Below are 14779 nucleotides of genomic sequence, written 5' to 3'. Positions count from 1 at the left end.
GCGTCCCATGATCCTTTCCCCAAGGCGGGTATTAAGCATCCATTACCTGCTGTATTTTGCGGGGATGGCCATCATCCTGCCTTATTTGAACCTCTATTTCGACGAAATCGGGCTTTCCGGGGACCAGATAGGCGTCATTTCGGCGGTGCGCTCGCTGACCGCAGGGCTGATCCCCCTCATCTGGGGGGCGCTTGCGGACAGGCTGCGCAACCGCCGCACGCTTTTCGTGGCCGCCGCCTGCGGCAACGCGTTTTTTTTCGTTTTCTATCTTGGGCTCACCTCCTTTATACCCCTCCTTGCAGTAACCTTCGTGAACTGCATTTTCTACACCCCCATAATCGCCTTTCTGGAAGCCTTTTCAATGGAGGTCCTCGGAAGCCGGAACAGGGAGTACGGGAGGCTTCGGGCCTGGGGATCGGCCAGTTTCATCGCGGTGGCCCTTTTGATGGGCCGGGTTCTGGAAGGAAGGGACATGGCCCTGGTCCTGCCCGTGCTTCTGGCGATTGGGGTTCTGACCGCGCTTTTTTCGCCCCTTGTTCCAAAGGGCGGGTCATCGGAAAGGCCCTTGTCCCTCAGGGACGGGCTTGGATATTTTCTCCGCACAAGGGTCATGGTGTTCCAGTTCTGCGCCTTTCTGATGCTGATGAGCCACGGGGCCTACTATGCCTTTTTTTCCATCCACCTGGAAAAACTCGGCTTTTCCAGGGACTTTATTGGGCTTGCCTGGGCCTTGGCATCCCTTGCGGAAATAGTGGTGATGGTTTTTTCCGCCCGGATTTTCGGACGCATCAGCCCAAGACGCCTGCTCCCCCTGGCCCTTGCCGCTGCGGCCTTGAGGTGGGGAATCCTGGCCCATGCCGTCTCGGCCTGGGAAATTCTGGGCTCCCAGCTTCTTCACGCAATAACCTACGCGGCCTTTCACGTGGGGTGCATACTTTACACAGAGGAGCTCATTCCGGCCCGGGCCCGCACCCTGGCCCAGTCGGTGAACAACTCCGTGAGCTACGGACTTGGCATGACCGCAGGTTTTTTGATGTCCGGCTTCCTTTTCAACCGCGTGGGCGGCGCGGGGGCTTTCTGGGCGTCATCGGCGGCGGCTGTGATCGGTTCCCTTGTTTTTTTTGTGTACAACGCATTTGAAACCGGGAGAAAATTCTCATGATAGTGGGCGTCACAGGCTCCATAGGCACGGGAAAAAGCACGGTGTCGGCCATGTTCGCGGAACTGGGCGCGCATCTTATAGATTACGACCGGCTTGCAAGGGACGTGGTGGAGCCCGGAAGGCCGGCGTACCAGGCCATAGCGGAGGCCTTCGGCCCAACGGTGGTGACGCCCGACAGGAGCCTCGACCGCACGAAAATCGGCGACATGGTCTTTGCGAGCGAGGCGCTCCGGCAAAAGCTGAACGCCATAGTTCATCCTGCGGTCTTTGAAGAGGACCTCCGCCTTACGAAAGAGATTTTACAAACCGACCCCGGCGCAATTATAATCAAGGAAATTCCCCTTCTCACCCAGATAGGGATAGACCCCAAGGCCCTGGTGGACAAGGTGGTGGTGGTGAGCGCAAGCCCCGAAGTCCAGGTCTTGCGGGTGATGGGAAGGGGCTTTTCCGAGGATCAGGCAAGGGCCAGGGTGGCGGCCCAGGTTCCTGTTTCCGAAACCGAGAAATGCGGAGATTTCATTATCCGCAACAACGGGGCCTTGGAAGAGACCAGAAAGCAGGTGGAGGAGGTTTTCAGAAGTCTCATCGCGTCTTAACAGCCTGTCTAAAAACGAGAATTACTGTGTCGTGCATCAAAGCCAATTCCGTCACGTACATTAAGTACGCTTACTCATTGGCTTTTCGAACTCCTTGCACTTCTCGTTTTTATCCAGGCTTCGTGTCGAGCATTTTTCAACGGACTGTTAAAGGGGTGTTTCATGCGGGCAGGCGGCTCACTTTCCGGACAACCGGTTTTTCGTGTACTTTTTTTGCTGTCGCTTCTGGCGACCGCCCTGCTTTTTTCGGTCAAGATGGGCTGGATAATGAAGCCGCCCGAAGTCCCCAGGGACGAGGCCGTGGCTCAGGCGGAAAAAATGGCCGGAACCATGACCTGGATGAACATCTTCCAGAAGGGCAAAAAGATCGGCTACGCAAGGCGACAGTTCGCCAAGAGGCCCGAAGGCGGCTACACGGCGGGCGAGCTGGTTTTCATGAAACTTTCGTCCATGGGCCTTGTCCAGGAAATTACCGTCTCCACCACCGGCGTTTTGAACCCTGACCTTACCCTTAAAAAATTCACCTTCAACCTTCAGTCTCCAGGGCTCGCCTTTTCGGCCAGGGGCGAAATGAAGGGCAACACCCTTTTTCTCACCACCGGCAAGGAACCCGACTTACGCACCATGACCATACCCCTTAAAGAGCGGCCCTACCTGGGCGCGGGCCTCATGCAGGCCGCCTCTCTGGCCTATCTCGCCCCCGGCCAGACAAGGACCTTCCCGGTCTTCGACCCGGCCACCATGAGCGAGCAGTCGGCAAGGGTTACGGTCAGAAAGATCGAAAACATCACCATACTTGGCGAAAAGGTGAGGGCTCGCAAGGTAAAGGTGGAATTCGGCGGAAACGCTCAGACCGCCTGGGTGGGCAAGGACGGCGAGGTCCTTGTGGAAGAGGGGCTTTTGGGCATCCGCATGGAAAAGGCCACAGTGGAGCAGGTTTTCGCCGGAGGCTTCGACGAGGGCTCAAGCTCCGACCTTGTGGAGATATCTTCCATCAACCCCGGCGGAATCATCAAAGACCCGGAAAAGGCGGTGTCCCTGAAACTCGAAGTGACCGCCCCGGCCCAGGCACTTTCCAACATCGAAACCGAAAACCAGGAGCTTTCAGGAGTTGTCCTCACCATCACCCGGCAGTCCCTGCCCGCAGACTATACCAGGGCCGACTCGCCCCGTGCGACCTTTGAAAACGGGGCCACCTACCTGGAATCGGATTCGTTCATTAGCGCAGGCGACCGCAGAATACGCGGGCAGGCCGAAAAAATCGCCTCCAGGGACGAACCCGCCCTTGTAAGGGCGCAGAAGGTGATCGCCTGGGTTCACGAAAACCTGGAAAAACGCCCGGTGTTCTCCATCCCCAGCGCTGTGGAGATTCTGGAAACCAGGGCCGGGGACTGCAACGAGCACTCGGTTCTGACCGCCGCCCTGGCCCGCGCCCTCAAAGTTCCCACCCGGGTGGAGGTGGGGGTGGTCTACCAGAGAGGGCGCTTCTATTACCACGCATGGAACAGCTTTTACATCCGGGGCCGCTGGATTTCCGCCGATGCGGTTTTCGGGCAGTTTCCGGTGGACGTGACCCATGTCTCATTCTCGCGGGGCCAGGCGGCCCGGCAGGGGGACATGATAGGGCTTCTGGGCCAGCTCGGCCTTAAGCTGGTGGAACAACGATACTAGCGGCCGTCCACAGGCGCGATCCGCTGTGTTGCGCTTCGAGGCGCGGTCCGCCACGTACCTTCAGTACGCTTGCTCCCGCGCCCCTCGCGCGCCTTGCGGCTCATCGCCTGTGACCGGCCTTTGCGCGGCGGGGAGAAAAGAGAAAAGCCGATTGGGCGGATATCTTAGGCGGCGGGGAGAAAAGAGAAAAGCATAAGTTTATCAGGAAATTGCATAACCTCCAGAAAAGGCAATTTTGGCGTAGGTTGGGTGGTTCTGCCCGCAGGGCAGGTTCACCCGGCACTTCTGAAATGAGCCGCCATTAACGAAAGCCGGATTTTGTCATGATCGAGCTATCACGACTAACCAAGAGGTACGGGAACATAGTCGCCGTCAACGATCTTTCCTTAAAGGTCAACCAGGGCGAAATCTTCGGTTTCATAGGCCCCAACGGCGCGGGCAAGACAACCACCATCAAGATGATGGGCGGGCTCATCGCCCCCACTTCGGGGACAGTGAAGGTGGCCGGGGCCGACATGGCCCGCGACCCGGAAAAAGCCAAGCGCATCATAGGCTTCATACCGGACCGGCCCTTTCTATATGAGAAGCTCACCGGCATGGAGTTTCTCCGTTTCACCGCAGACCTTTACGGCGCGGGCGACAACGGCTTCGTGGACCGGGCCGTGAGGCTCCTTTCGGTCTTTTCCCTCACCGAATGGGGAAACGAACTCATCGAATCCTACTCCCACGGAATGAAGCAAAGGCTCATCATGTGCGCGGCCCTGGTCCACGAACCCAGGGTATTGGTTGTGGACGAGCCTATGGTGGGGCTGGACCCGCGCGGGATAAGGCTCGTGAAGGACCTTTTGAAGGGGCTCTCGGAAAGGGGCGTCACCATCTTCCTTTCCACACACACCCTGGAGGTTGCCCAGAACCTGTGCCACAGGATAGGGGTGATCCACAGGGGCCGGATGATAGCCATGGGAACCACCACCGATCTCAAGCGGGAAGCCGGGGTCGGGGAACAGGACCTTGAAGCGGTCTTCCTTCGCCTTACCGAGGAACACGCGGAAGGAGCGGCCACGTGAGAAACAAGGTGGCCTACCTTTTGCGGCCAAGGTGGATTTCCTTGAAGCGGGCCGCCTTTTCCAAGGCCGACCCTGCCCAGAGGAACAAGGTGATCCTCTTCGGCCTTCTGGGGCTCGGTTTCTGGCTGGGCATCTTCGCCCTGGTGTTCAAGGTGCTCACCTATTTCAACTCCGTGGGCGAGGAGGATTTCGGGCGGCTTCTGGCCACCAAGCTCCTGGCCATGGTTTTTCCCACCTTTTTCGCGTTGGTGATGTTTTCCGGCGTGGTGACCACCCTTTCCAAGCTCTACCTTTCCCGCGACCTTTATCTGGTTCACTCCTTTCCTGCGTCCCACGACAAGATTTTCCTGGCCCGCTGGATAGAGTCGGTGGCCGATTCGTCCTGGATGATCCTGGTCTACGCCCTGCCGGTTTTCGCGGCCTACGGCGTGGTTTACCACATGGGGCCTCTCTATTACCTCAACATCGCCTTTGTGATGACGCCCTTTTGCGTCACGGCCTGCGCGGTTTCGGCCCTGGTGGTGCTCCTGGCCGCAGTGGTGCTTCCGGCCAACAGGTTCCGGGGGATACTGGTCTTTTTCGGGATAGGGATATTTCTCCTCATTTATCTGGGCCTTCGGCTGGTACGGCCCGAAAGGCTCGTGGACCCCGAAATTTCGGCATCCCTGGTCACATACATGGCCGCCATGAAGACCCCTTCCAGCGCCTGGCTTCCCCCTTCATGGGCTTATGAATCCATGAGGGCTGCGCTCGAAGGAAGGCTTTCCTCGGTGGTGTTTCACAACGCCCTGGCCTTTTCGTTCGCAGCCCTATGCACCTTCATAGTGGTGGCGGTGGCCTCCGCCGTCTATTTTCCGGGCATGAGCCGGGCCCAGCACAGCCGGGTGCGCAATCCCGGCCCCTTAAACCCGGAGCGCTGGCGGAAAAGGCGTCTGGCGTTTTTTTCGGGAATATCCAGGGCCTTTTTCGTCAAGGAATGGAAGACCTTTTTCCGGGACACCACCCAGTGGCCGCAGCTTTTTCTCATGGCGGCCCTGATAGGCATTTATCTTTACAATTTCAAGGTCCTGCCCCTGGAAAAGGCCCCCATCAAGACCGTCTACCTTCAGAACATCCTGGCCTTTCTCAACATGGGGCTCGCCACCTTCGTCCTCACCGCCCTTGCCGCCCGGTTCGTGTATCCGGCGGTGAGCATGGAGCGGGAGGCCTTCTGGATAGTGAAGGCCGCGCCCGTGAAAATGGGCAGGGTGCTCTGGATCAAGTTTTTCATCTACTATCCGCCCATGCTCATCCTTTCCGAGGTCCTGGTGGTGTCCACAAATATGCTCTTAAAGGTCACCCCTTTCATGATGATTGTTTCAACGGCCACCGTCTTTTTCATGGTGCCGGGAATAATAGCCTTGGGGATAGGGCTTGGGGCCGCCTACCCCGACTTCACTGCGGAAAACCCGGTCCAGTCGGTGACCGGTTTCGGCGGGCTATTGTTCATGATTCTTTCGGCGGCCTTCATTGGGGCCGTCATCGTGATCGAGGCCGGGCCGGTCTATCTGGTGGCCAGGGCCGGTTTCAAGGGGATGGCCGTGACGTCGGCTGAATGGCTCTGGCTCTGGGGTTCGTTCATTGCCGCCGCTGTTTTATGCGTTATCGTCACTGTGTGGCCCATGCGTTTCGGGGCGCGCCGCCTTTCGCCCCTGCCGTGACAGACTGTGTTTTCCGTTTGCTCCACGTGAAACCGTGCCCAACCTGTTGTATTGCGCCCGTTTTTGGGCCTTGCGGGCTTTTTTTGTTTCCCTTGGGGAGGCGTCCGGGGTTTTTTCAAAGGGTTTTGAGGGCCGATTGAAGACCATGTGAAGTTTATCACCAATCTTTAAAATTTATGGTTTTTCAGTTGCATTGATTCAACCGGAGTGGTATTGAAATAAAAACTCAAGCAAGGTTGCAAAGGGCGGGCGTTCGAAGTTCCAGGCTTTTATGGCGCAAACTTTCATCATAAGGAAAGGGGAGGACATGAACAAGGCTGATCTCGTAAATGAAGTGGCCAAGGTCGTTGAGAAGAAAAAGGACGCCCAGGCGGCTGTGGATTGCATGGTTGCCGCCATCACCGAGGCGCTCAAGAAGAACGACACGGTGACCCTGGTCGGATTCGGAACCTTCAAGGTTGACAAGCGCGCCGCCCGCAAAGGCCGCAATCCCCAGACCGGCGCCCCCCTCGAAATCGCCGCGAAGAACATTCCCAAGTTCACTCCGGGCAAGGCCCTCAAGGATGCCGTGAACTGATCTTCGCGCAAGATAATCCGATACGATACACGGCCCTTCCGCAACTGGGAAGGGCCGTGGCTGTCTTTTAAGGCCGCTTCGGGGATGCAAACGGGCGGACCGCAGATTTTTTTCGCGCTGTTGCGCAATTTTGATTGCAATTGGCCCCAGGCCGCAATATAAAAGAATTTTTCAAAGGAGGCGGTGTCATGGGGAAGGTATTTCGACAGTCCAGCCGGGAGAGCAAGATTTTATCCCGAATCGAGTCAAACAGGGAGTACCAGCGCCGTCAGGCCCAGCAGCAGATACCGCAGTGCCTTGACCCGCTGGCCAACGCCCTTGCGCAGAAGCTTGTGGAAAGCCACCTTGTTGAGACAGTGAGCAAGAACAGCCTTGAGGAGGAATTCAGATCCATTCTGGACACCCTTGCCAGGGCCGATGATTTCGACATAGATTACCAGATAGCCCCCATGCGGCGGCTTGTTTCCAACCCCAACGTAATAAGCCTCTATCTCACGGCCTGGGTGGTGGAAAAGCTTTTGAAGCACAAGGACGTGGTGGACATCTACGGTGACGATCTGGACATCTACACCTGCATTCAGCAGCAGGTGGCCCGTTTTCTGCCGTAAGAGCCCGTCCTCGCCGACCCGCATCCAAAGACAATCGAAAAATTCAACTGGTCCCGGCCTTTCATGCGACCTTCCTTTGCACCGAGGCTGGTTTCCGAAAGCCCCTTCGGCGATCCCGCCCTTTTCGCGCCCTTTGCCCTGGAACACCGGGCCCTGTTGTTCGACGCAGGCGACACCGGCCCGCTTTCCCCACGGGATGTCCTCAAAATCAGCCACGTTTTCGTGTCCCACGCCCACATGGACCATTTCATGGGCTTCGACCGGCTGCTTTTGCTGGGCCTTGGCCGGGAAAAGGACCTTTGCGTGTTCGGCCCCGCCGGTTTCCTGAAAAACGTGGAGGGCAAGCTCTCAGGCTATCTCTGGAACCTCGCGCACCGCTTCACCAACTCCTTTTCCATCACGGCCTCCGAAGTCACTGAAGATTCTATCAAAACCCGCACATTTCGCCTTGCGGACGCCTTCGCGCCGGGTCCGGCGGTCATCCGGCCCTTTGACGGCGTGCTTGTCTCGGAGCCGTCCCTTACGGTCAGAGCAGCCGTGCTGGATCACGGCACCCCCTGCCTCGGTTTCGCGCTTCGGGAGCGCTTTCACGTAAACATTCTGAGCACGGGGCTTGACAGGCTCGGCCTCGCGCCGGGCCCCTGGCTTTCCGGGTTCAAGGAGGCCCTTTTTTCCGAAGCCGACCCGGAAACTCCTGTTGCGGCCACGTCAGCAGGGGGCGGGGAGAAGGTACTGCCCCTGGGTTTTCTCACCGAAAATATTGTCCGAAAAAGTCCGGGCCAGTCCCTGGGCTACATAACCGATGTCGTCGGGCACGAGGAAAACGAAAAAAAAATTCTTTCCCTGGTCAAAGGAGTTGACCACCTTTTTGTCGAGGCGGCCTTTCTTGATGAAGATTCAGAAAGCGCTGCTGAAAAATTTCACCTGACTGCTGGCCAGGCAGGGCGCATTGCGAGAAAGGCCGGTGTCAAGCGTCTTGACGTGTTCCATTTTTCGCCGAGGTACTCGGATGATCCGGGAAAACTCAAAAATGAGGCCATGAGGGCCTTTGAGGGCGGGGGTGAAAGTTGACATCGCCAATTAAATGTATAAGATGGCTGGCATGAAATAAAAAATTGCTTGACTTTAACCGTCGGGCAGTAATATAGAAGTACTAATAGGATTATGGCGGTCTATTTTTTTGGGGTGAGGTCTGCCCCTGAAAATAACGCCGAAAAGGTGTTTGGGGCATGCGCCCCGAGCAAAAGCGCCCTTGAGGAGGGGCGCTTTTGGAAGTTTCCTTGAGGAGGGAAACTTCCGGGAGACAAGAGGACAACAAGAACTAGGAGGATTTACAGATGAAGAAACTTATGTTGTTGGCAGTGGTTGCGGCCCTGGTGGTCGCGATAGCTGCCCCTGCCTTCGCCGTTACGACGGAGTTCAAGGGCGCCTATCGGATTCGCGGTTTCTATGATTCCTCACGCCTGCTGGATGATGCACAGGCAAATTCCCACGCTTGGATGAACATGCGGCTTAGGCTCATGACCACCTTCGTGATCAACGAGAACATGCAGATTGTCACCCGCTTCGACGCCCTTGACAACAAGCGTTGGTCCGCAGGCGAAGACAACTCCGGCGACATCGATTTCGAGCGCGCCTACATGAAGATCAAGACCCAGTACGGCCTTTTCGAAGCCGGACGCATGCAGGCCCGCATGTTCGGAACCTCCTTCCAGGATTCCGAAATCGATGCTGACCGCATCAAGTACACCATGAAGTACAGCGATTTCATCCTTGGCGCGGTTTTCGAGAAGATCGCGGAAGCTGACAGCCTCACCTTCCCGTTCCCCGATTACAGCGATACCGACGCAGCCACCTACTACCTGTTCGGCGTTTACAAGACCGAGCCCCTCACTGCAGGTCTTCTGGTCGGCTACACCAACTCCAAGGCTGCTTCCGACTATGTAGGCGTTGGCAGCACGCCCTATGATTCCAACTTCTGGACCATCGATCCTTATTTCACCTACAAGTTCGACGCCTTCTCCGTGCAGGGCGAAGCCATGTTCCGCACCGGAAACGCCATGGAATATGACCGCAAGCAGTATGCAGCCCTCAATGCCGGCCTCAAAGACATTGATTGGGATGCGTGGTCCTACAACCTGGAAGGCACCTATGCATACGGCCCCATGAGCTTCCAGCTTGGTTACGCATGGATGCAGGGCCAGGGCTCTAACGCCAACGACACCAAGGTGAAGACTCTTGGCACCCTGGGCACTGATTGGGACAAGCTGTGGATTCTCACCGCTGGCGCCACCAAAAATAACGGCGACCTGGCCACCGGCCTGGGCGGCGCGGGCAACATCAACGCGGGCGTAGGCGCAAACGGCGCAAAGATTTTCTACGTGGGCGTCGGCTACAAGCCCTTTGACAATCTTGCACTCAACTTCGTGTACGGCAACGCCAAGGCCGAAGCTCCCGTTGACAGCACCTGGAGCAAGGATTACGGTTCCGAGTATGACTTCAACCTGGTCTACTCCATCAACCCCAACCTCCAGTACACCTTCATCGCTGCTTACCTGGATTCCGGCGATTTCTGGCAGTTCGGCGATTCCAAGATGAAGCTTGAGAACAACTACTCCCTGTTCAACGAAATCGAGATGTCCTTCTAGACAACCGGTTTGTTTGCACAGGTTGTAGTAATTGGCTGATCAAGGCCCCCGGAGAAAAATCCGGGGGCCTTTTTTATATACGATATTAATAGGGAGCGTCGGCCCTGCAGAAAGAAACCAGGTAGCCGCATATTTTTAATTTTGGCCTTGTATGGAAAAGCGGGCGCGGCGTGTTAAAAAATATACAAAAATGTCATTTATAGGGTTAAAATCTACAAAAACATGCATAAGCAGGAAAGATTTTGTATCAAGAGTGGCAGTAACATGCTGTGTTAAAAAGCTATCCTTATTTTGGTATGCATCTTGCTAAATAATATCGCAGATTGTGGTTCGAAATTATCGGGGAAAGCGCCGACTGGCGCGTTGGGGCCGCAGTGGTCAGGGTTAAGGTGTGAGCTTGCTTCTCATTGGCCTTGTCTGCGGCATGGGGTGCCTGGGGGTGAAGCCCCGGATTGGAAGCGCTCTTGAGGAGGAGCGCCATGGAGGTTTCCTTGAGGCTGGCAGCTTGGGGAGACATGAAGTCAACAGGAACGAGGAGAACCAGCAGATGAAGAAGTTGATTTTTTTGGCAGTGGCGGCGGCCCTGGTGGTCGCAATGGCAGCTCCGGCCTTCGCCGTTACGGCGGAGTTCCAGGGCGCTTACCGTATACGGGGTTTCTATGATTCCTCGCGCCTTCTGGACGACGCGCAGGCAAACTCCCACGCTTGGATGGACATGCGCTTGAGGCTCCAGACCACCTTCGTGGTCAACGAGAACATGCAGCTTGTCACCCGTTTCGACGCCCTCGACAACAAGCGCTGGTCCGCAGGCGAGGACAACTCCGGCGACATCGATTTCGAGCGCGCCTACATGGTGGTGAAGACCGGCTACGGCACCTTCGAGGCTGGGCGCATGGGGGGCCGCATGTTCGGCACCCTTTTTCAGGACGGTGAAATTGACGCCGACTGCATTAAATACAGCAAAAGCTATAAGGATTTCACCTTCTTGGCGATTTTCGAAAAGGTCGGCGAGGTTGACAGCACTACCTTCCCCGTTCCCGACTACAGCGATTCCGATGCCGCCATTTACTACCTTGGCGGCATTTACAACACCGAAGCGTTAAACGGCGGACTGCTCTTGAGCTACACCAACTCCAAGACGGCGTCCGACGCCACCCTGGACCCCAACCCTTATGATTCCTCTTTCTGGGATATCAACCCCTATGTGACCGGCAAATGGAACGCCTTCACCTTTACGGGTGAAGCTGTATTCCGCACCGGAAACGCCATGGAATATGACCGCAAGCAGTATGCGGCACAGAACGCCGGTCTGAATGATGTTGATTGGGATGCCTGGGCCTACAACCTGGAAGGCGGCTATGTTTACGGCCCCTTGAGCTTCCAGCTCGGCTACGCATGGATGCAGGGCCAGGGCTCCAACGCCAATGACACCAAGGTGAAATCCCTGGCCACCCTTGGCGGAGATTGGGACAAGCTGTGGATTCTGACCTCCACCGAAAACGACGGTATTGCTGGTGGCCTGGCCGGCGTCGGTAACCTCAACTGCACTGAACGCAAAATCAAGGGAGCAAATGGCGCGCCCTGTGTAGTTGGCCACAATGGAGCGAAGATTTTCTACGCGGGCGTCGGCTACAAGCCTTTTGACAATCTTGCCTTGAACTTCGTGTACGGCAACGCCAAGGCCGAAGCTCCTGTTGACAGCACCTGGAGCAAGGATTACGGCTCCGAGTATGATTTCACGGTAAACTACGCAATAAACCCCAACCTGAACTATATGTTCATCGCAGCTTATCTCGCTTCCGGCGATTTCTGGCAGTTCGGCGATTCCAAGATGAAGCTCGAGAACAACTACTCCCTGTTCAACGAAATCAAGATGTCCTTCTAAATCAAGGAGTTCGGTAGGTCTCGTAACAGGCTGTAATTGAGCGTTGTTAAGGCCTCCGGGGGAAACCCCGGAGGCCTTTTTTTATTCAGAGGCTCCCGATTATTCAAATAGCGCAAGAATAATCATAAAAGCGCGTTTATGCCTGTACGGAGCTTGCGGACTTTCAGGGACTTTGGTACATTTTAAAAGTTTGTATAGCTATCCGGCTGGCGCGAACTTCCGGGAAGGACGGCGGGCGCTCTAAACATGGGGGCTTGAGGCAATGCCAGGCATCGATCGCAGAAAAACCCGCACCGTGTTCATGGGAAAGACGCCCATCGGCGGGGATTCGCCCATAGCGGTGCAGTCCATGACCAACACGGACACCCGCGACGCTTTCGCCACCCTGGATCAGGTGCGCCAGCTTGCATCCGCCGGTTGCGAGATAGTGCGGGTGGCCGTGCCGGATGAAGATGCGGTCGCGGCCCTGAGGGAAATTTCTGCTCATTCGCCGGTACCCATAGTGGCCGATATCCACTTCGATCACCGCCTGGCAATCGCGGCTGCTGAAACAGGCGTGGCCGGGCTTCGCATCAATCCGGGAAACATCGGGGGCCAGGCCAAGGTGGCCGAGGTCATCGCCGCAGCCAAAGCCAACGGACTGTGCGTCCGCATCGGGGTCAACGCTGGGAGCCTTGAAAAAAAACTGGTGGACCGCCACGGCGGCCCCACGCCTCTGGCCATGGCCGAAAGCGCCTTGATACACGCGGACTTCGTGGGGGCCATGGGTTTCGACAATTTCAAGGTATCCTTGAAGGCATCGGATATTCTAAAGACCATCGAGGCCCACCGGATTTTCGCCCGAAAATCCGACGCCCCCCTTCACGTGGGCATAACCGAGGCAGGAACCATGTTTTCGGGCGCGGTGAAAAGCGCGGTGGGCCTGGGAATCCTCTTTTTCGAGGGGCTTGGCGACACCGTGCGGGTGTCCCTGGCTGGCGACCCTCTGCCGGAAGTCCGCACCGCCTACACCATCTTAAAGGCTCTGGGCCTGCGGAGGCGCGGCCCGGACATCATCGCCTGCCCCACCTGCGGGCGCACGGAAATGGACGCATCGGGCCTTGCCGAGCGAGTGGAGCAGGCGGTTTCGGGTTTCCGCGCCCCCTTGTCCATCGCAGTGATGGGCTGCGTGGTTAACGGCCCCGGAGAGGCCAGGGAGGCCGACGTGGGCGTCGCTGGCGGCAGGGGAACCGGGATTTTGTTCAGAAAAGGCAAGGTGCTGAAAAAGTTCGCGGAATCCGAATTGTTCGATCGACTCATGGCCGAGATAAGGGCCATGGAAGAAGATTACCTGGAAAGGAATGCATGATGGCCAAGGCGGCGAAAACAGCCATAACCCCAACGCGCAGCGAAGATTACGCCCTCTGGTATCAGGAGGTGGTGAAGGCCGCTGACCTCGCGGAAACGAGCCCTGTTCGAGGGTGCATGATAATAAAGCCCTGGGGCTACACCCTTTGGGAAAACATGGTGGCGGTTCTGGACGCCAGGTTCAAGGCCACCGGCGTGAAAAACGCCTATTTTCCGCTCTTCATCCCCCTGCGTTTTCTGGAGCAGGAGGCCGAGCACGTTGAGGGCTTTGCAAAGGAATGCGCGGTTGTCACCCATCACCGCCTGGAAAAAGGCCCGGACGGCGGCCTTGTGCCGGCCGGCCCCCTTACCGAGCCCCTGGTGGTGCGCCCCACCTCCGAGACCATAATCGGCGAGGCTTTCTCACGCTGGGTGGGCTCCTACCGAGACCTGCCGGTCCTTATCAACCAGTGGGCCAACGTGGTGCGCTGGGAAATGCGTACGCGGATTTTTCTGCGCACCAGCGAATTTTTATGGCAGGAGGGCCACACCGCCCACGCATCCGAAGATGAGGCGCGGGAGCGCACCCTGATGATGCTTGGCGTTTATTCCGATTTTGTCGAAAACTGGCTCGCCGTGCCGGTGATCCGGGGCGAAAAGACGCCCGCCGAGCGCTTTCCGGGGGCGGTGGCCACTTGCTGCATAGAGGCCATGATGCAGGACCGGAAGGCCCTTCAAGCCGGGACGTCCCACTATCTTGGCGAGAATTTCGCCAGGGCCTCAGGCATCCGCTTCCAGAACCGGGAAGGCCAGGAAGAATTCGCCCGCACCACGTCATGGGGCGTCTCAACAAGGCTCATCGGCGGGCTCATAATGACCCATTCCGACGACGACGGCCTGATTCTGCCCCCCAAGGTGGCCTCTGCCCACGTGGTCATAATGCCCATTGTCAAAGACCCGGAAAAGGCAGCAGCGGTGCGCGAATACGCCGAAAAGCTCTCGCGGGAGATTTCCGCAATGGACTACCACGGGCGAAAGATAGTGGTGGAGATGGATGACCGGGAAACCGGCGCAAGGGGCTGGGACTGGATAAAGAAGGGAATACCGGTCAGGGTGGAGATCGGCCCCCGCGACATGGCCGAAAACGCGGTTTTCGTTGGGAGGCGCGACACGCCGGGCCATAAGAAGGAATCCGTGGCCAGGGACGCCTTCGTCGGGCAACTTACCGAAATCCTCGATTCCATACAGGCCAACATCTATAAAAAAGCCCTTGATTTCCGCGCGGAGCACACAACGGAAATCGACGATCGCGTGGACTTCTACGAGTTTTTCACCCCCCGTGACGCCGAAAAACCGGAAATCCACGGCGGCTTCGCCCGCTCCCACTGGTGCGGAAACCCGGATTGCGAGGCGAAAATCAAGGAAGACCTAACCGTCACCATACGGGTGATACCGGAAGACGGGCGGGATGAAGCGGGCCGTTGCGTTTTTTGCGGGGAAAAAAGCCACCGCCGGGTCATATTTGCGAAGGCTTATTGA

12 protein-coding genes are annotated in these 14779 nt (G+C 57.1%); all 12 read left to right on the top strand.

Annotation, left to right across the window (positions count from 1 at the left end):
- Positions 1-7: 7 nt before the first annotated feature.
- Positions 8-1162, top strand: coding sequence for an MFS transporter (locus HZB23_16805; GenBank protein ID MBI5846318.1), 1155 nt, complete (start codon positions 8-10; stop codon positions 1160-1162).
- The gene (locus HZB23_16800) at positions 1159-1758 is read left to right on the top strand and encodes a dephospho-CoA kinase (protein ID MBI5846317.1); all 600 of its coding nucleotides are present in this window, start codon (positions 1159-1161) and stop codon (positions 1756-1758) included. Before HZB23_16805 ends, HZB23_16800 begins: the two co-directional genes overlap by 4 nt.
- A 162-nt stretch (positions 1759-1920) precedes the next feature.
- Complete coding sequence (locus HZB23_16795) at positions 1921-3429, top strand: transglutaminase domain-containing protein (GenBank protein ID MBI5846316.1); 1509 nt, start codon at positions 1921-1923, stop codon at positions 3427-3429.
- Positions 3430-3752: 323 nt separating this feature from the next.
- On the top strand, positions 3753-4496 hold the full coding sequence (locus HZB23_16790) for an ABC transporter ATP-binding protein (GenBank protein ID MBI5846315.1): 744 nt from the start codon (positions 3753-3755) through the stop codon (positions 4494-4496).
- Entirely contained in the window at positions 4493-6196 is a 1704-nt protein-coding gene (locus tag HZB23_16785) for a hypothetical protein (protein MBI5846314.1), read from the top strand. Before HZB23_16790 ends, HZB23_16785 begins: the two co-directional genes overlap by 4 nt.
- Before the next feature lie 307 nt (positions 6197-6503).
- On the top strand, positions 6504-6773 hold the full coding sequence (locus tag HZB23_16780; protein ID MBI5846313.1) for an HU family DNA-binding protein: 270 nt from the start codon (positions 6504-6506) through the stop codon (positions 6771-6773).
- 188 nt (positions 6774-6961) lie between these two features.
- Positions 6962-7381: a hypothetical protein gene (locus HZB23_16775; GenBank protein MBI5846312.1), complete on the top strand. Its 420-nt coding sequence runs from the start codon at positions 6962-6964 to the stop codon at positions 7379-7381.
- A gap of 63 nt (positions 7382-7444) precedes the next feature.
- Positions 7445-8452: a ribonuclease Z gene (locus tag HZB23_16770; GenBank protein ID MBI5846311.1), complete on the top strand. Its 1008-nt coding sequence runs from the start codon at positions 7445-7447 to the stop codon at positions 8450-8452.
- Positions 8453-8718: 266 nt separating this feature from the next.
- A complete protein-coding gene (locus tag HZB23_16765) occupies positions 8719-10029 on the top strand; it encodes a porin (GenBank protein MBI5846310.1) in 1311 nt (436 codons plus the stop codon).
- A 547-nt stretch (positions 10030-10576) separates the two neighbouring features.
- Complete coding sequence (locus HZB23_16760) at positions 10577-11914, top strand: hypothetical protein (GenBank protein MBI5846309.1); 1338 nt, start codon at positions 10577-10579, stop codon at positions 11912-11914.
- Positions 11915-12176: 262 nt separating this feature from the next.
- The gene (ispG, locus tag HZB23_16755; protein ID MBI5846308.1) at positions 12177-13262 is read left to right on the top strand and encodes a flavodoxin-dependent (E)-4-hydroxy-3-methylbut-2-enyl-diphosphate synthase; all 1086 of its coding nucleotides are present in this window, start codon (positions 12177-12179) and stop codon (positions 13260-13262) included.
- On the top strand, positions 13262-14779 hold the full coding sequence (locus tag HZB23_16750; protein ID MBI5846307.1) for a proline--tRNA ligase: 1518 nt from the start codon (positions 13262-13264) through the stop codon (positions 14777-14779). Before ispG ends, HZB23_16750 begins: the two co-directional genes overlap by 1 nt.

It is taken from the genome of Deltaproteobacteria bacterium (assembly GCA_016235345.1).
GTDB lineage: Bacteria > Desulfobacterota > Desulfobacteria > Desulfobacterales > Desulfatibacillaceae > JACRLG01.
Note: the sequence above shows the minus strand (reverse complement) of the source record. Positions and strands in the feature narration are given on the sequence as shown.

Excerpts from the sequence above, each read along its gene's own strand:
- HZB23_16805 (MBI5846318.1), top strand. The coding sequence starts at position 8 with ATGATCCTTTCCCCAAGGCGGGTATTAAGCATCCATTACCTGCTGTAT.
- HZB23_16800 (MBI5846317.1), top strand. The coding sequence starts at position 1,159 with ATGATAGTGGGCGTCACAGGCTCCATAGGCACGGGAAAAAGCACGGTG.
- HZB23_16795 (MBI5846316.1), top strand. The coding sequence starts at position 1,921 with ATGCGGGCAGGCGGCTCACTTTCCGGACAACCGGTTTTTCGTGTACTT.
- HZB23_16790 (MBI5846315.1), top strand. The coding sequence starts at position 3,753 with ATGATCGAGCTATCACGACTAACCAAGAGGTACGGGAACATAGTCGCC.
- HZB23_16780 (MBI5846313.1), top strand. The coding sequence starts at position 6,504 with ATGAACAAGGCTGATCTCGTAAATGAAGTGGCCAAGGTCGTTGAGAAG.
- HZB23_16775 (MBI5846312.1), top strand. The coding sequence starts at position 6,962 with ATGGGGAAGGTATTTCGACAGTCCAGCCGGGAGAGCAAGATTTTATCC.
- HZB23_16770 (MBI5846311.1), top strand. The coding sequence starts at position 7,445 with ATGCGACCTTCCTTTGCACCGAGGCTGGTTTCCGAAAGCCCCTTCGGC.
- HZB23_16765 (MBI5846310.1), top strand. The coding sequence starts at position 8,719 with ATGAAGAAACTTATGTTGTTGGCAGTGGTTGCGGCCCTGGTGGTCGCG.
- HZB23_16760 (MBI5846309.1), top strand. The coding sequence starts at position 10,577 with ATGAAGAAGTTGATTTTTTTGGCAGTGGCGGCGGCCCTGGTGGTCGCA.
- ispG (MBI5846308.1), top strand. The coding sequence starts at position 12,177 with ATGCCAGGCATCGATCGCAGAAAAACCCGCACCGTGTTCATGGGAAAG.
- HZB23_16750 (MBI5846307.1), top strand. The coding sequence starts at position 13,262 with ATGGCCAAGGCGGCGAAAACAGCCATAACCCCAACGCGCAGCGAAGAT.